Source organism: Billgrantia sulfidoxydans (genome assembly GCF_017868775.1).
Taxonomy (GTDB): domain Bacteria; phylum Pseudomonadota; class Gammaproteobacteria; order Pseudomonadales; family Halomonadaceae; genus Halomonas; species Halomonas sulfidoxydans.
This window is the reverse complement of sequence record NZ_CP053381.1, coordinates 3,982,642-3,999,771: the sequence shown is the minus strand read 5'-3', so window position 1 is coordinate 3,999,771 and position 17,130 is coordinate 3,982,642. Positions and strand designations below refer to the sequence as shown.

General features: G+C 62.3%; 9 protein-coding genes, 3 tRNA genes and 2 rRNA genes. 12 read left to right on the top strand and 2 right to left on the bottom strand.

All coding sequences use genetic code 11. From position 1 onward, the window contains the following. Window positions 1–49 precede the first annotated feature (49 nt). Window positions 50–874, bottom strand: coding sequence for an outer membrane protein assembly factor BamD (locus HNO51_RS18515; RefSeq protein ID WP_197448651.1), 825 nt, complete (start codon window positions 872–874; stop codon window positions 50–52). A 117-nt stretch (window positions 875–991) separates the two neighbouring features. Between HNO51_RS18515 and rluD the strand changes: the two genes are divergently transcribed. The 5 genes from rluD to ilvN all read left to right on the top strand — a co-directional run bounded on the left by rluD (window position 992) and on the right by ilvN (window position 8,123). Beyond that, window positions 992–1,951: a 23S rRNA pseudouridine(1911/1915/1917) synthase RluD gene (rluD, locus tag HNO51_RS18510; RefSeq protein WP_209538048.1), complete on the top strand. Its 960-nt coding sequence runs from the start codon at window positions 992–994 to the stop codon at window positions 1,949–1,951. 8 nt (window positions 1,952–1,959) lie between these two features. After that, a complete protein-coding gene (gene pgeF / locus HNO51_RS18505; protein WP_197448649.1) occupies window positions 1,960–2,715 on the top strand; it encodes a peptidoglycan editing factor PgeF in 756 nt (251 codons plus the stop codon). A 139-nt stretch (window positions 2,716–2,854) separates the two neighbouring features. Beyond that, a complete protein-coding gene (gene clpB, locus HNO51_RS18500; RefSeq protein ID WP_209538047.1) occupies window positions 2,855–5,434 on the top strand; it encodes an ATP-dependent chaperone ClpB in 2,580 nt (859 codons plus the stop codon). A gap of 473 nt (window positions 5,435–5,907) precedes the next feature. Beyond that, a complete protein-coding gene (locus tag HNO51_RS18495) occupies window positions 5,908–7,632 on the top strand; it encodes an acetolactate synthase 3 large subunit (RefSeq protein ID WP_197448647.1) in 1,725 nt (574 codons plus the stop codon). Then, a complete protein-coding gene (gene ilvN, locus HNO51_RS18490; protein WP_111415356.1) occupies window positions 7,632–8,123 on the top strand; it encodes an acetolactate synthase small subunit in 492 nt (163 codons plus the stop codon). The genes HNO51_RS18495 and ilvN overlap by 1 nt, the downstream gene beginning before the upstream one ends. Window positions 8,124–8,198: 75 nt before the next feature. Here ilvN and ilvY read toward each other — a convergent pair whose 3' ends face one another. Continuing rightward, entirely contained in the window at window positions 8,199–9,086 is an 888-nt protein-coding gene (gene ilvY / locus HNO51_RS18485) for an HTH-type transcriptional activator IlvY (protein ID WP_197448646.1), read from the bottom strand. Window positions 9,087–9,267: 181 nt separating this feature from the next. On the opposite strand from ilvY, the gene ilvC reads away from it, so the two are divergent. From ilvC to HNO51_RS18450, 7 genes are all read left to right on the top strand, one after another. Further along, the gene (ilvC, locus tag HNO51_RS18480) at window positions 9,268–10,284 is read left to right on the top strand and encodes a ketol-acid reductoisomerase (RefSeq protein ID WP_197448645.1); all 1,017 of its coding nucleotides are present in this window, start codon (window positions 9,268–9,270) and stop codon (window positions 10,282–10,284) included. 152 nt (window positions 10,285–10,436) lie between these two features. Continuing rightward, complete coding sequence (gene pssA / locus HNO51_RS18475; RefSeq protein WP_197448644.1) at window positions 10,437–11,315, top strand: CDP-diacylglycerol--serine O-phosphatidyltransferase; 879 nt, start codon at window positions 10,437–10,439, stop codon at window positions 11,313–11,315. Between the two features lie 706 nt (window positions 11,316–12,021). Beyond that, a 16S ribosomal RNA gene (locus HNO51_RS18470) occupies window positions 12,022–13,561 on the top strand. Between the two features lie 96 nt (window positions 13,562–13,657). Next, window positions 13,658–13,734: transfer RNA gene (locus tag HNO51_RS18465), tRNA-Ile, on the top strand. Window positions 13,735–13,843: 109 nt separating this feature from the next. Then, window positions 13,844–13,919: transfer RNA gene (locus HNO51_RS18460), tRNA-Ala, on the top strand. 17 nt (window positions 13,920–13,936) lie between these two features. Further along, window positions 13,937–14,025, top strand: a tRNA-Ala gene (locus HNO51_RS18455). Between the two features lie 198 nt (window positions 14,026–14,223). Next, a 23S ribosomal RNA gene (locus HNO51_RS18450) occupies window positions 14,224–17,113 on the top strand. The 16S and 23S rRNA genes sit together here with 3 tRNA genes alongside, the layout of an rRNA operon. The last annotated feature ends 17 nt before the right edge of the window (window positions 17,114–17,130 follow it).

Below are 17,130 nucleotides of genomic sequence, written 5' to 3'. Positions count from 1 at the left end.
GTAGCCCGTAGCCCGTAGCCCGTAGCCCGTAGCCCGTAGCCCGTAGCTGTCAGGCCGAGAGCGACTCCGCGCGCACGTGCTGCGGCTGGAAAGTGCGGCCACGCAGGCGATCGTTGCCGGGATCGTTCTGAATCAGTACCTGCAGCACTTCACGCGCGCGGTCGCGCATGTCGAGTCCCAGGTAGCCTTCGACCATCACCGCCAGCGCGTCGCGGGTGGCCTCGGCTTCGGGGTAGTTCTCGACCACCCAGCGGCCGCGCTCGACGGCGGCCAGATAGGCCCCCTTGCGCAGGTAGAAATCGGCGACATGCAGCTCGTGGCGTGCCAGCACGTTGCGCAGGTAGACGATACGCTGTTCGGCATCGGGAGCGTATTCGCTGTCCGGATAGCGCGACACCAGCTCGCGGAAGTCGGTATAAGCGTCACGCGAGGCGCCGAGGTCACGCTTGGAGATGTCGATCAGGCGCAGGCGCTCGAGGCTGAAGCGCCCCGCCTGCCATGAGGCCAGCCCGCGCATGTAGAGCGCGTAGTCGGCTTGCGGGTGCGTCGGGTGCAGGCGAATGAAGCGGCTGGCGGCGGCGCGGGTGGCTTCCCAGTCGCTGGTCTCGTAGTAGGCGTAGATCAGTTCGAGCTGGGCCTGTTCGGCATGGCGGCCAAACGGATAGCGCGTATCGATGGCCTCGAGACGCGAGATGGCGGTGGTGTAGCGTCCGTCCTCGAGCGCATCGCGCGCCTCGTCGTAGAGCTGCTGCTCGGCGACGCCTTCGAATTCGTCCTGTTCTTCTTCCGTGGCAGACCTGCCGGCACAGCCGCTGACCAGGGTGGCGGCCAGGAGCAGAGCGATAAGGCGTGTGGCGATGGGGGAAACGCGCATCGTGATCCTCGTGTCTAACAAGCCGTGTCGGCCGTGGTAGAATCGACCGTAACCCGTCCACTATAAAGCACCTCGCGTGAAAACGCAGTCCGAGGATGCCGACAGCGATACCCCCCTATGCCCCAGACCGTGGAAGCCCAGCAACGCGTGCCCGTCTCACTGGCCGGCTGTCGCCTCGACCAGGCCGCCGCCGAGCTCTTCGCCGACCATTCCCGCGAGCGCCTCAAGGGGTGGATCAAAGAGGGGGCGCTGACCGTCGATGGTCGCCCGGGCAAGCCCAAGGACAAGATGGCCGGCGGCGAATGGCTGCAGCTCGCCGCCGAACTCGAGGAGGAGAAACGCTTCGAGCCCGAGGCGATACCGCTCGACGTGGTCCATGAAGACGAAGAGCTCCTGATCATCGACAAGCCGGCGGGGCTGGTGGTGCACCCGGCTGCGGGCAATCCCGACGGCACCCTGCTCAATGCGCTGTTGCACCATTGTCCGGGCCTAGCCGTGGTGCCGCGGGCCGGTATCGTGCATCGCCTGGACAAGGACACCACGGGGCTGATGGTGGTGGCCAAGACGTTGGCCGCCCAGACCGCCCTGGTCGAACAGCTCCAGGCCCGCACGGTATCGCGCGAGTACGATGCGGTCTGCGTCGGTGTGATGACCTCCGGCGGCACGGTCGACGCCCCCATCGGCCGGCACCCGAAGGACCGCAAGCGCCAGGCGGTACACGCCAGCGGCAAGCCGGCGGTGACCCACTATCGCGTGGTCGAACGCTTCCGAGCCCATACCCACGTGCGCTGCCGGCTCGAGACAGGCCGCACCCACCAGATCCGCGTGCACCTGGCGCATCGGCGCTTCCCGCTGATCGGCGATCCGGTATACGGTGGGCGGCTCAAGCTGCCGGCGGGGGCCGGCGAGGCGCTCAAGACGTTGCTGCGGGAGTTTCCGCGCCAGGCGCTGCATGCCAGGAAGCTGGCCTTCCTGCACCCCGGCAGCGGCGAGCCGGTCGAGTTCCGCGCCGCGTTGCCCGACGACCTGCTGCTGTTGATCGACTACCTGCGTGACGACCACGAGGCCATGCGCTGAGGAGTCCCATGAGCGACGCCCCCCATCTGCAACCGACCCTGATCGAGCCCGACTGGCCGGCGCCTGCCAGCGTTGGCGCCTTCGTCACGACGCGCGAGACCGGGCCGAGTCAAGGCGAGTTCGCCTGCTTCAACCCGGCCGACCAGTTGGGCGACAATCCCGCTCACGTGGCGCTGTGCCGGCGTCTGATCGGCAATGAGCTCGAGGACGAGCGGCCGCTGCTGTGGCTCAGGCAGGTGCACGGTGCCAGGGTGCAGTCGGGCTACAGCGACGGCATGCCCGAGGCCGACGCCTCGGTGGCCTTCGATCGCGGCCATGCCTGCGTGGTACTGACCGCCGATTGCCTGCCGGTGTTCTTCTGCGACCGCCAGGGTAGCCGGGTCGGCGTGGCCCATGCCGGCTGGCGAGGGCTGGCCGGCGGGGTGCTCGAGGCCACGGTGGCAGCGCTCGCCGCCCCGCCAGAGGAGCTGATGGCCTGGCTGGGGCCGGCGATCTCCAACGCCCAGTTCGAGGTGGGGCCTGAGGTGCAGCAGGCCTTCGTCGGCGTGCATCCGGAGGCCGCCGCCGCATTCGATCCCAGCCCCTATCGTCTGGGCCACCACATGGCCGACCTCTACAAGCTTGCCCGCCTGCGCCTGGAGCGGCTCGGCGTCGCCCACATCAGCGGCGGCCACTTCTGCACCGCCTGCGAGTCGCGCTTCTATTCCCATCGTCGCGACGACGGCAGGACCGGGCGCTTGGCCAGCGTGATCTGGCTACGTTGATCCGCGTCAAGCTGCCGCATCCTTTCCCTGGCCGGTGACTTGAAAGCCGGCCAAGCTGACTCCATTGAATCTGTCAATACGATATGACAGGGCCAAGCGGCGCGTCCGAACGCGCCGCCACCCCGATGGAGGAAAGCGAATGCGTTTCGACAAGTTCACCGCCAGGCTGCAGAACGCCGTGGCCGACGCCCAGTCCCTGGCCGTGGGGCGGGGCCACAACCAGCTTGAGCCCGGGCACCTGCTGTTGGCACTGCTGGATGCCCGTGACACCGGCATCAAGGCGCTGATTCAGAAGGCCGGCGGCGACGCCGCGCGGCTGCGCGATACCTTGGCGGGGCACCTCGAGGACCTGCCCAAGGTTGGCCAGTTCACCGGCGAGGTGCAGCCCTCGCGCGACTTGGTCAAGCTGTTTAACCTGACCGACCGCGAGGCCCAGCAGCGCGGCGACCAGTACATCGCCAGCGAGCTGGTGCTGCTGGCTGCCCTGGAGATGGGGCATGCGGTGACCAAGCTGCTGACCCAGGCCGGGGTGACCCGCAAGGCGCTGGAAAGCGCCATCGATAGCGTACGCGGCGGCGAGCGGGTCGACGATCCCAACGCCGAGGAGAGCCGCGAGGCGCTGGAGAAATACACCCTCGACCTCACCGAGCGTGCCGCCGACGGCAAGCTCGACCCCGTGATCGGCCGCGACGACGAGATCCGTCGCACCATCCAGGTGCTGCAGCGGCGCACCAAGAACAACCCGGTGCTGATCGGCGAGCCCGGCGTGGGCAAGACCGCCATCGTCGAGGGGCTGGCCCAGCGCATCGTCAACGGCGAGGTGCCGGAAGGGCTCAAGGACAAGCGTGTGCTGTCGCTCGACATGGGCTCGCTGCTGGCCGGGGCCAAGTTCCGCGGCGAGTTCGAGGAGCGCCTGAAGGCGGTGCTCAAGGAGCTCGCCCAGGAAGAGGGCCGGGTGATCCTGTTCATCGACGAGCTGCACACCATGGTCGGCGCCGGCAAGGCCGAGGGCGCCATGGACGCCGGCAACATGCTCAAGCCGGCGCTGGCCCGCGGCGAGCTGCACTGCGTGGGGGCGACGACCCTCGACGAGTACCGCAAGTACATCGAGAAGGATGCCGCACTCGAGCGGCGCTTCCAGAAGGTGCTGGTCGACGAGCCCTCCGAGGAGGACACCGTGGCGATCCTGCGCGGCCTCAAGGAGCGCTATGAGGTGCACCACAAGGTCGACATCACCGACGGCGCCATCATCGCCGCGGCCAAGCTCTCGACCCGCTACATCACCGACCGCCAGTTGCCCGACAAGGCCATCGACCTGATCGACGAGGCCTCCTCACGCATCCGCATGGAGCTCGACTCCAAGCCCGAGGAGATGGACCGCCTCGACCGACGGCTGATCCAGCTCAAGATGGAGCGCGAGCACCTCAAGAAGGAGACCGACGAGGCGTCGAAGAAGCGCCTCGAGAGCCTCGAGGAGCAGATCGACGAGCTCGAGCGCGAGTACGCCGATCTCGACGAGATCTGGAAGGCCGAGAAGGCCAGCATCCAGGGGGCGGGGCAGTTCAAGGAGGAGCTCGAGCGTGCCCGCATCGACTTGGAGCAGGCGCGTCGGCAAGGCGATCTCGGCCGAATGTCGGAGCTTCAGTATGGGGTGATACCTGAACTGGAGAAGAAGATCGCCGAAACCAGCGAGGCCGAGGCCGACACCTCGAGTCACAAGCTGCTGCGCTCCAACGTTACCGAGGAGGAAATCGCCGAAGTGGTCTCACGCTGGACCGGCATTCCGGTGGCCAAGATGCTCGAGGGCGAGCGCGACAAACTGCTGCGCATGGAAGAGGCGCTGCATCAGCGGGTGATCGGCCAGGACGAGGCGGTGACTGCCGTGGCCAACGCCGTGCGTCGCTCGCGTGCCGGTCTCGCCGACCCCAACCGGCCCAACGGCTCGTTCCTGTTCCTCGGCCCGACCGGGGTGGGCAAGACTGAGCTGTGCAAGGCGCTGGCGAGCTTCCTGTTCGACACCGAGGAGGCGATGGTGCGCATCGACATGTCGGAATTCATGGAGAAGCACTCCGTGGCGCGCCTGATCGGCGCACCCCCTGGCTATGTCGGCTACGAGGAGGGCGGCTACCTGACCGAGGCGGTGCGGCGCAAGCCCTACTCGGTGCTGCTGCTCGACGAGGTCGAGAAGGCCCATCCGGACGTCTTCAATATCCTGCTGCAGGTGCTGGAGGACGGTCGCCTCACCGACGGCCAGGGGCGCACCGTGGACTTCCGCAACACCGTGATCGTGATGACGTCCAACATGGGCTCGGACATCATCCAGCGCATGGGTGGCGACGAGCACTATGATGAGATGAAGCGTGCGGTCATGGACGTGGTCGGCACGCACTTCCGTCCCGAGTTGATCAACCGCATCGACGAGGTGGTGGTGTTCCATGCCCTGCGCCAGGAGCAGATCGAGGCGATCGCCGGGATACAGCTCGACCGTCTGCGCGCGCGCCTGGCCGAACACGGCCTGCAGCTCGAGGTCAGCGACGAGGCGATGGCGCAACTCGCGCTGGCGGGCTTCGATCCGGTGTTCGGTGCGCGACCGCTGAAGCGGGCGATCCAGAGCCGTATCGAGAACCCGTTGGCCCAGGACCTGCTGGCTGGTCGATTCGCGCCGGGCGACGTCATTCACGTCGAGGAGAAGGACGACAAATTTGTGTTTCGCGCCTGATACACAGTCATAACGCGTTACCCGGTACAGAGCCCGGCGAGCGACTACACTGTCTTATAGGTTGCGTCCTGTAACCCCCTTGCCCGCCCGCGGCTTCGCCGGCGGGCTTTTTTACGGTGTGCTTCCGTTCGCAGCCGCAACACGGTTGACACTGCCGCTAGGCTGTTGGAATCTTGAGCGTTCCTGATTTGCGGGCGCGGACTCCTGCGGGCAACCCCCCATCCCCGCGCGAAGGGTGGGCCGACTGGCCTCTACCCGCCGAAGGACTACCGGAATGCGGTCAACCGCCGCTTCTGGCCAATGCCCCGACGCGGCGATCCGCCGTGATGAGAGTGCAGGCCCCAACCGGGCCTAATGCCAGGGTTTGGCATCAGGTGTCGGCCTCGCCGACAGCGGCATACCGCCGCACTCGAATCCGTGCCCACCCAACAAGGGCGCGGATCGCACTCGAGACCTCCAGGGGAGAGACACAAGTGGAATTGCTTTCCGGCGCGGATATGATTGCCCGATTCCTGCAGGATGAAGGCGTCGAATACATCTATGGCTATCCGGGCGGCGCGGCGCTGCACATCTACGATGCACTGTTCCGTCAGGACAAGGTCAAGCACATCCTGGTGCGCCACGAACAGGCGGCCACCCACGCCGCTGACGGCTATGCGCGAGCCTCCGGCAAGCCCGGCGTGGTGCTGGTCACCTCCGGCCCCGGTGCCACCAACGCCGTCACCGGCATCGCCACCGCCTACATGGATTCGATTCCCATGGTGGTGCTGTGTGGTCAGGTGATGAGCCACCTGATCGGCGACGACGCCTTCCAGGAAACCGACATCATCGGCGTGACCCGCCCGATCGTGAAGCACAGCTTCTCGATCAAGCACCCGACCGAGATTCCCGAAGTTCTGAAGAAGGCCTTCTATCTGGCCTCGACGGGGCGTCCCGGCCCGGTGGTGGTGGACATTCCCAAGGACATGACCGCACCCACCGAGCGCTACGAGTACGTCTACCCGAAGAAGGTCAAGATGCGCTCCTACAATCCGGTGGCGCGGGGGCATACCGGTCAGATCAAGAAGGCCGTGGAGATGATGCTCAAGGCCAAGCGGCCGGTGTTCTACACCGGCGGCGGGGTCATCACCGGGCGTGCCTGCGAGGGGCTGACCGACCTGGTCAAGCGGCTCGGCTACCCCATCACCACCACGCTGATGGGCATCGGTGCCTACCCGCAGAGCGACCGGCAGTGTCTGGGCTGGCTGGGCATGCACGGCTCCTATGAATCCAACATGGCCATGCATCACGCCGACCTGATCATCGCCATCGGGGCGCGTTTCGACGACCGCGTGACCAACAACACCTCCAAGTTCTGTCCCACGGCCAAGATTATCCACGTCGACATCGACCCCAGTTCGGTGTCGAAGACGGTGCGTGCCGACGTCCCCATCGTGGGGCCGGCGGCCAGCGTGATCGACGAGATGATCAGCCTGGTGCAGGGCAAGGAGATCGCCCATCCCGAGGCATTGGCGGAGTGGTGGGACAAGATCGACGGCTGGCGCGAGGAGCGCCGCGGCAAGCTCTACGAGCCTTCCAGGCCGGGCGAGCAGCTCAAGCCGCAGGAGGTGATCGAGGCGCTGTGCGAGGTCACTCGCGGCGAGGCCTACGTCACCACCGACGTGGGCCAGCACCAGATGTTCGCTGCCCAGTACTACAAGTTCGACAAGCCCAACCGCTTCATCACCTCGGGCGGGCTCGGCACCATGGGCTTCGGCTTTCCGGCGGCCATGGGCATCAAGCAGAACTTCCCCGAGGAGCAGGTGGTGTGCGTCACCGGCGAGGGCAGCTTCCAGATGATGATGCAGGAACTCTCCACCTGTAAGCAGTTTGGCGGTGGGGTGAAGATCATCAACCTGAACAATGCCTCGCTGGGCATGGTGCGTCAGTGGCAGGACCTCAACTACAAGTCGCGTCATGCGCACTCCTACATGGAGTCGCTGCCCGACTTCGCCAAGCTGATCGAGGCCTACGGCTTCACCGCGCTGCGGGTGGAGACGATGGACGAGCTGCGCCCGGCGCTGGAGCGTACCTTCGCCGACAAGCACGAGCTGGTGTTCGTCGATGTCATCGTCGACCCGCGCGAGCACGTTTACCCGATGCAGGTGCCGCTGGGCTCCATGCGTGACATGCTGCTTTCCAAGACGGAGCGGACCTGATGCGCCATATCATCTCGATTCTCATGGAAAACGAACCGGGCGCACTGTCTCGCGTGGTAGGGCTGTTCTCGCAGCGCAACTTCAACATCGAGACGCTCAACGTGGCGCCCACCGAGGACCCGTCGCTGTCGCGGCTGACCGTGACCACCGTGGGTGACGACCGGGTGATCGAGCAGATCACCAAGCACCTCAACAAGCTGATTGACGTGATCAAACTGGTCGACCTCACCGAGGGCAACCACATCGAGCGCGAGCTGATGCTGGTCAAGGTCAAGGCGCTGGGAGCGGCCCGCGACGAGGTCAAGCGGACCGTCGACATCTTCCGCGCACAGATCGTCGACGTCACGCCGAGTCTCTATACGGTGCAGATCACCGGCGATGCGCCCAAGCTCGATGCCTTCCTGCAGGCCATGGGGCCGGTGGGGGTGCTTGAGGTGGCGCGCACCGGGGTGTCGGGTATTGCCCGTGGCGACAAGGTCCTCTCGCTCTGATTTGCGACTGCGCCCGTGACGTAAAGCTACCTCTGTAGCGTGTTAGGCCGCCCTGAGGGGCGGCTTTTTTCGTCGCTAGCGTTCGGTGACCGTTTCCCACAGCGCCTGGATCAGCGGGCTCTTGAGCTGACGGTTGAGCACGCAAAGGCCGACATCGTAGTAGGGCAGCTCGGGCTTGACCGGCAGTACCCGCACACGCTCCGCCAAGGGGCTGTTGTCGAGCACGATCTTCGGTACCACGCCAATGCCGAAGCCCAGGCCCACCATGCTGACGATCGCCTCGTGCCCCGCCACTTGGGCGTAGATGGTGGGCGACACCCCCAGGGCGCGAAACCAGGTATTGGCGTAATCCCGCGACAGACCCGCCTCGGACAGGATCATGGGCACCCCCTGCCACTGCTCGACGGAGGGCGATTCCGGGGTGGCGGGAACCCAATTTGCCTGCTCCACGGGAGCGATGAAAACCAGCGGCGAGCGGGTCAGCGACTTGAAGGCCAGGGCGCCGGGAGCGCTACGGGGGCGCGGCGTGATGGCCATGTCCTCTTCGCCGGCGAGCACGCGGTTCATCGCTTCTGCCGGGTCGCCGGTGTGAAGCTTGAGCTCGATGCGCGGGTGGCGCAGGCGGAAATCGCTGAGCAGGTCGTAGAGAAAGCTGTAGCTGGCCGTGACCGAGCAATAGATGCTGATCTCCCCGGCGAGTTCTCCCGATGCGCTGCTGAGGTCGTGCTGCAGTCGCTCCCACTGCGCGAGGGCCTCGCGAGCGTACTCGTGGAACTGCCGGCCCTGGCGGGTCAGGGCGACATGGCGGTTATCGCGCACGAACAGCGGCGCGTCCAGGCTCTCTTCCAACTGGCGGATGGTGCGGGAGAGCGTCGAGGGGCTGACGTGGCACAGCTCGCTGGCGCGTCCGAAGTGCAGCGTATCGGCGAGGGCGAGGAACTGCTTGAGGGGGCGCATATCCATTGCGTCATTATTGCATGATGCGGGACGTAATGTTGCAAATATCGCGTTTTACGCAACGAGCGCGTGGCGCTAAGGTTGTGCCATCGAATGAGCCGACTCCCAGTGCCGCGACAGACGGCGCGGGTGGCCATCAACGCTGACATCAATCGAAACCTCACACTTCGCTTTCAGGAGCAATGCCATGCGTGTCTATTACGACAAGGACTGCGACCTCTCCCTCATCCAGGGCAAGAAGGTCACCATCGTGGGTTATGGCTCGCAGGGCCACGCCCATGCCAACAATCTCAAGGAATCCGGCGTCGACGTCACCGTCGCCCTGCGCTCGGGCTCCTCTTCTGCGGCCAAGGCCGAAGGGGCTGGTCTCAAGGTCGCTTCCGTCGAAGAGGCGTGTCAGTCCGCGGACCTGGTCATGATCCTGGCGCCGGACGAAAATCAGAAGGCGATCTACGAGAACCAGGTCGAGCCGAACCTCAAGCAAGGCGCCACCTTGGCCTTTGCTCACGGCTTCAATATCCACTACAACCAGATCGAGCCGCGTAAGGACCTCGACGTGATCATGGTCGCCCCCAAGGCGCCGGGCCACACCGTGCGCTCCGAGTTCGTCAAGGGCGGCGGCATTCCCGACCTGATCGCCATCCACCAGGATGCCTCCGGCAAGGCCAAGGAGCTTGCGCTCTCCTATGCCGCAGCCATCGGCGGCGGCCGCAGCGGCATCATCGAGACCACCTTCAAGGACGAGACCGAGACCGACCTGTTCGGCGAGCAGGCCGTGCTGTGCGGCGGCGCCGTGGAGCTGGTCAAGGCCGGCTTCGAGACCCTGACCGAAGCCGGCTACGCCCCTGAAATGGCCTACTTCGAGTGCCTGCACGAGCTCAAGCTGATCGTCGACCTGATGTATGAAGGCGGTATCGCCAACATGAACTACTCCATCTCCAACAACGCGGAGTATGGCGAGTACGTGACCGGCCCCGAGGTGATCAACGAGCAGTCCCGCCAGGCCATGCGCAATGCGCTCAAGCGCATCCAGACCGGTGAATACGCCAAGATGTTCATCCAGGAAGGCGGTTCCAACTACCCGTCAATGACGGCGCGCCGGCGTCTGAACGCCGAACACGAGATCGAGCAGGTCGGCGCCAAACTGCGCGGCATGATGCCGTGGATCGCCGCCAACCAGCTGGTCGACAAGAGCAAGAACTGAGTCATTGGACTCGTTCCGTTGAAGGCCAGGGCGCGGATTTCCGCGCCCTGGTCGTATCTGGTTGATAGCTACTGCGCTTTTCGCTTCGGCATCACCGTGTAGAATGAAGGCAACACCTACGAGTGGCCCCATTCTGGCAACGGATGAGACGAATGAGTCAGGATTCCCGCAATACCGAACACGACATCCATCGTGATGGCGCCCAGGCAGATCCTGCCACTAGCAAGGACGAGCGGTCGGACGAGGAGGATCTGGCCGCTGCCTTCGTGCGGGAGACGGAAGTGGTTGAGGAATCGATCGAGGATGGCAAGAAGGTCCGGCGCAGAGGGATCTACCTGCTGCCCAACCTCTTTACCACGTCGGCGCTGTTCGCCGGCTTCTTCTCGGTAGTGGCAGGCATCAACGGCGACTTCACCGCGGCAGCGGTGGCGATCTTCATTGCCATGGTACTCGATGGCCTCGATGGCCGCGTGGCTCGCTTGACCAATACCCAGAGCGCCTTCGGTGCCGAGTACGACAGCTTGTCCGACATGCTCTCCTTCGGCGTGGCCCCGGCGTTGGTGGCTTTCACCTGGATTCTCCAGGACATCGGCAAGACCGGCTGGGTCGTGGCTTTTCTTTATGTCGCCTGTGCGGCGCTGCGCCTGGCGCGCTTCAACGTGCAGATCGGCAGCGTCGACAAGAAGTGGTTTATCGGCTTGCCGAGCCCTTCTGCCGCAGCCTTCGTGGCGGCCAGCGTCTGGACCTTCCACAGCTTCGATGCCGAAGCCTTCGGCTTCAAGCTGCTGATGATGTTCGTCGTGGCGGCAGCGGGGGTGCTCATGGTCAGCAATATTCGCTACTACAGCTTCAAGGACATCGACCTCAAGGGGCCGGTGCCCTTCGTGGTGCTGCTAGCCATCGTGCTCGGCTTTGTGGTGATCTCGGTCGAACCCTCCGTCATGCTGCTGCTGCTGTTCGGTGCCTACGTCGCTTCGGGGCCGACCCTGGCCATCATGCGCAAGATGAGGCATGCGCCTCCGGAGGGCTGAGCCTGCGGTAAGACGCCAGCGCCCGCCCCGTGCGGGCGTCGTCGTCTCCGCCGCTCACGCAAAACCATCCACAACCCCTCGACGCCGAGCGGCTGTGGATAGTCCGCTCGCCCAGGTGGCGCCATCGCTCCGTCATCGTCGTGAAATTTTTTTACAAACGGCTCTTGCAGGGACGCAGGGAAAACCGTAAAGTACGCATCCGCTGCCGGCGACGGGCAACGTGGCCAGCGGTGGGAAGAGTGATAAGTGGTTGTCATGCTTTGAGTTTTTCGACTCGCTTCGCAAGATTCGCGCTTGACGCCCACGGTGGATTCGGTAGAATGCGCCCCACTCGAAGGCAAGTCCGCAAGCGGGCTTGCGGTCGCCGGCTCAGGCGGGTCTTCGCGGTCAGGATCACCTCGGTGACGGCCTCGAAGAGAGTTGACAAACTCCGACGCTTCAGTAGAATACGCCTTCCTCGCAGGGCGCTGGCGAGGCCCCTCGGTCACGGGATCGACGGCCACGACAGCAAGCGAGCTGCTCTTTAACAATCGATCAGGTAATTCATGTGGGCGCTTGTCGATGAGGTGGTGAGAAGTCACACCATTTCAAGGCAAGCGACTCGTCGAGACCTTCGGGTCTTTTGAGAAGCTTTGACCTTGAGCCGAGTTTGGTTCGCTTTCGTCCGTTTCTTCGGGAAGGGGCGAGCAAGAACCGCAATGATTTGAAACTGAAGAGTTTGATCATGGCTCAGATTGAACGCTGGCGGCAGGCCTAACACATGCAAGTCGAGCGGCAGCACGGGGAGCTTGCTCCCTGGTGGCGAGCGGCGGACGGGTGAGTAATGCATAGGAATCTGCCCGGTAGTGGGGGATAACCTGGGGAAACCCAGGCTAATACCGCATACGTCCTACGGGAGAAAGCAGGGGACCTTCGGGCCTTGCGCTATCGGATGAGCCTATGTCGGATTAGCTGGTTGGTGAGGTAACGGCTCACCAAGGCGACGATCCGTAGCTGGTCTGAGAGGATGATCAGCCACATCGGGACTGAGACACGGCCCGAACTCCTACGGGAGGCAGCAGTGGGGAATATTGGACAATGGGCGCAAGCCTGATCCAGCCATGCCGCGTGTGTGAAGAAGGCCCTCGGGTTGTAAAGCACTTTCAGTGGGGAAGAACGCCTTCCGGCTAATACCCGGAAGGAAAGACATCACCCACAGAAGAAGCACCGGCTAACTCCGTGCCAGCAGCCGCGGTAATACGGAGGGTGCGAGCGTTAATCGGAATTACTGGGCGTAAAGCGCGCGTAGGCGGCTTGATAAGCCGGTTGTGAAAGCCCCGGGCTCAACCTGGGAACGGCATCCGGAACTGTCAGGCTAGAGTGCAGGAGAGGAAGGTAGAATTCCCGGTGTAGCGGTGAAATGCGTAGAGATCGGGAGGAATACCAGTGGCGAAGGCGGCCTTCTGGACTGACACTGACGCTGAGGTGCGAAAGCGTGGGTAGCAAACAGGATTAGATACCCTGGTAGTCCACGCCGTAAACGATGTCGACTAGCCGTTGGGTCCTTCGCGGACTTTGTGGCGCAGTTAACGCGATAAGTCGACCGCCTGGGGAGTACGGCCGCAAGGTTAAAACTCAAATGAATTGACGGGGGCCCGCACAAGCGGTGGAGCATGTGGTTTAATTCGATGCAACGCGAAGAACCTTACCTACCCTTGACATCCTGCGAACCCTTCGGAGACGAAGGGGTGCCTTCGGGAACGCAGAGACAGGTGCTGCATGGCTGTCGTCAGCTCGTGTTGTGAAATGTTGGGTTAAGTCCCGTAACGAGCGCAACCCTTGTCCCTATTTGCCAGCGATTCGGTCGGGAACTCTAGGGAGACTGCCGGTGACAAACCGGAGGAAGGTGGGGACGACGTCAAGTCATCATGGCCCTTACGGGTAGGGCTACACACGTGCTACAATGGTCAGTACAAAGGGTTGCGAACTTGCGAGAGTGAGCCAATCCCAGAAAGCTGATCTCAGTCCGGATCGGAGTCTGCAACTCGACTCCGTGAAGTCGGAATCGCTAGTAATCGTGAATCAGAATGTCACGGTGAATACGTTCCCGGGCCTTGTACACACCGCCCGTCACACCATGGGAGTGGACTGCACCAGAAGTGGTTAGCCTAACCTTCGGGAGGGCGATCACCACGGTGTGGTTCATGACTGGGGTGAAGTCGTAACAAGGTAGCCGTAGGGGAACCTGCGGCTGGATCACCTCCTTAAACGACGTATCACGCCTCGCGGCAAGTGCCCACAATGAATTACCTGATCGGCCAGAGCAAAGACTGTTTGGGTCGACGACCCAGTGGTTGTAAGCCGGGTCTGTAGCTCAGTTGGTTAGAGCGCACCCCTGATAAGGGTGAGGTCGGCAGTTCAAATCTGCCCAGACCCACCAATTTCGCCGGATACGGCGTTGCTTTGAACTTCGCATAGCGAGCTATGCGTCGGCCCAAAGCGCCTTGTCTCCGACGAAATTCATCGCCAGTTGCAATGCGGTGATCAGTGGGGCCATAGCTCAGCTGGGAGAGCGCCTGCCTTGCACGCAGGAGGTCAGCGGTTCGATCCCGCTTGGCTCCACCACTTTCTTCGGAAAGGCCGGAAGAGCTCAGCTGGGAGAGCGCCTGCCTTGCACGTCAGGTGGTCGCGCCGGGGTCGCGCACGACTTCGATCCCGCTTGGCTCCACCATTTCTCCAAGCCAGTCTTGATCTGCAGAGACCAGCGGCAAGTCATCAGACTTTCCACTGTTCTCTGAACAGTCTGCTCTTTAACAATGTGAATCATGCTGACAAGTTTTCCCCGCAAGGGGAAAGCAAAAGTGATACGTCTCAAGCGTATCCGGCAATTGTCGTACGTGATCGCAGACCAGACCCCTTCGGGTTATATGGTCAAGCGATTAAGCGCATACGGTGGATGCCTTGGCAGCCAGAGGCGATGAAGGACGTGGTAGCCTGCGATAAGGCTCGGTGAGGTGGCAAACAACCTGTGACCCGGGCATTTCCGAATGGGGAAACCCACCCAGCACCAGCTGGGTATCCCACACTGAATCCATAGGTGTTGGGAGGCGAACCGGGGGAACTGAAACATCTAAGTACCCCGAGGAAAAGAAATCAACCGAGATTCCCCCAGTAGCGGCGAGCGAACGGGGAGTAGCCCTTAAGCGGCACGACTGGTAGGCGAACGAGCTGGGAAGCTCGACCATAGGGGGTGATAGTCCCGTAGCCGAAACCTGAGTGTCGTGAAATCGAGTAGGTCGGGGCACGTGAAACCTTGACTGAAGACGGGGGGACCATCCTCCAAGGCTAAATACTCCTGGCTGACCGATAGTGAACCAGTACCGTGAGGGAAAGGCGAAAAGAACCCCGGAGAGGGGAGTGAAATAGATCCTGAAACCGTATGCGTACAAGCAGTGGGAGCCCCTTCGTGGGGTGACCGCGTACCTTTTGTATAATGGGTCAGCGACTTATTTTCAGTGGCGAGCTTAACCGAATAGGGGAGGCGTAGGGAAACCGAGTCTTAACTGGGCGACCAGTCGCTGGGAATAGACCCGAAACCGGGCGATCTATCCATGAGCAGGTTGAAGGTTGAGTAACATCAACTGGAGGACCGAACCAGGATCTGTTGAAAAAGATTTGGATGACTTGTGGATCGGAGTGAAAGGCTAATCAAGCTCGGAGATAGCTGGTTCTCCTCGAAAGCTATTTAGGTAGCGCCTCACGTATCACCACCGGGGGTAGAGCACTGTTTCGGCTAGGGGGCCATCCCGGCTTACCAACCCGAGGCAAACTCCGAATACCGGTGAGTGCAAGCATGGGAGACACACGGCGGGTGCTAACGTCCGTCGTGAAAAGGGAAACAACCCAGACCGTCAGCTAAGGTCCCGAAATCCTGGTTAAGTGGGAAACGATGTGGGAAGGCTCAGACAGCTAGGAGGTTGGCTTAGAAGCAGCCATCCTTTAAAGAAAGCGTAATAGCTCACTAGTCGAGTCGGCCTGCGCGGAAGATGTAACGGGGCTAAACCAGGTACCGAAGCTACGGGTTCGTCGAATGACGAGCGGTAGAGGAGCGTCGTGTAAGCCGATGAAGGTGGATTGAGAAGTCTGCTGGAGGTATCACGAGTGCGAATGCTGACATGAGTAACGACAAGGGGAGTGAAAAACTCCCCCGCCGGAAGACCAAGGGTTTCTGTTCGACGCTAATCGGAGCAGAGTGAGTCGGCCCCTAAGGCGAGGCCGAAAGGCGTAGTCGATGGGAAACGGGTCAATATTCCCGTACCTCACTGTATTGCGATGGGGGGACGAAGAAGGCTAGGTGGGCCAGGCGTTGGTTGTCCTGGTGAAAGCCAGTAGGCTGGGATCTTAGGCAAATCCGGGATCCCAAGGCCGAGAGGCGAGACGAACACCCCACGGGGTGGAAGTCATCGATGCCACGCTTCCAGGAAAAGCCTCTAAGCTTCAGATACAGTGGGACCGTACCCCAAACCGACACAGGTGGTCAGGTAGAGAATACCCAGGCGCTTGAGAGAACTCGGGTGAAGGAACTAGGCAAAATGGTGCCGTAACTTCGGGAGAAGGCACGCCGCGCTAGTGTGAAGGCCCTCGCGGCTGGAGCACGAGGCGGTCGAAGATACCAGGTGGCTGCAACTGTTTATTAAAAACACAGCACTCTGCAAACGCGCAAGCGGACGTATAGGGTGTGACGCCTGCCCGGTGCCGGAAGGTTAAGTGATGGTGTTAGCCCTCGGGCGAAGCTCCTGATCGAAGCCCCGGTAAACGGCGGCCGTAACTATAACGGTCCTAAGGTAGCGAAATTCCTTGTCGGGTAAGTTCCGACCTGCACGAATGGCGTAATGATGGCCACGCTGTCTCCACCCGAGACTCAGTGAAATTGAAATCGCAGTGAAGATGCTGTGTACCCGCGGCTAGACGGAAAGACCCCGTGAACCTTTACTATAGCTTCACACTGGACGCTGATGTTGCTTGTGTAGGATAGCTGGGAGGCTAAGAACCCCGGACGCCAGTTCGGGTGGAGCCAACCTTGAAATACCAGCCTGGCATCATTGGCGTTCTAACTCAGGTCCGTGATCCGGATCGAGGACAGTGTGTGGTGGGTAGTTTGACTGGGGCGGTCTCCTCCCAAAGCGTAACGGAGGAGCACGAAGGTACCCTCAGCACGGTCGGAAATCGTGCATTGAGTGCAAGAGCATAAGGGTGCTTGACTGCGAGACAGACACGTCGAGCAGGTACGAAAGTAGGTTCTAGTGATCCGGTGGTTCTGTATGGAAGGGCCATCGCTCAACGGATAAAAGGTACTCCGGGGATAACAGGCTGATACCGCCCAAGAGTTCACATCGACGGCGGTGTTTGGCACCTCGATGTCGGCTCATCACATCCTGGGGCTGAAGTCGGTCCCAAGGGTATGGCTGTTCGCCATTTAAAGTGGTACGCGAGCTGGGTTTAGAACGTCGTGAGACAGTTCGGTCCCTATCTGCCGTGGGCGTTGGATGTTTGAGAAGAGCTGCTCCTAGTACGAGAGGACCGGAGTGGACGCACCTCTGGTGTTCCGGTTGTCACGCCAGTGGCATTGCCGGGTAGCTACGTGCGGACGGGATAACCGCTGAAGGCATCTAAGCGGGAAGCCCCCTTCAAGATGAGACATCCCCGAGGCCTCGAGCCTCCTGAAGGGCCCAGCGAGACCAGCTGGTTGATAGGTCGGGTGTGGAAGCGCTGCAAGGCGTTGAGCTAACCGATACTAATGGCCCGTGAGGCTTGACCATATAACCCCAAGGGGTCT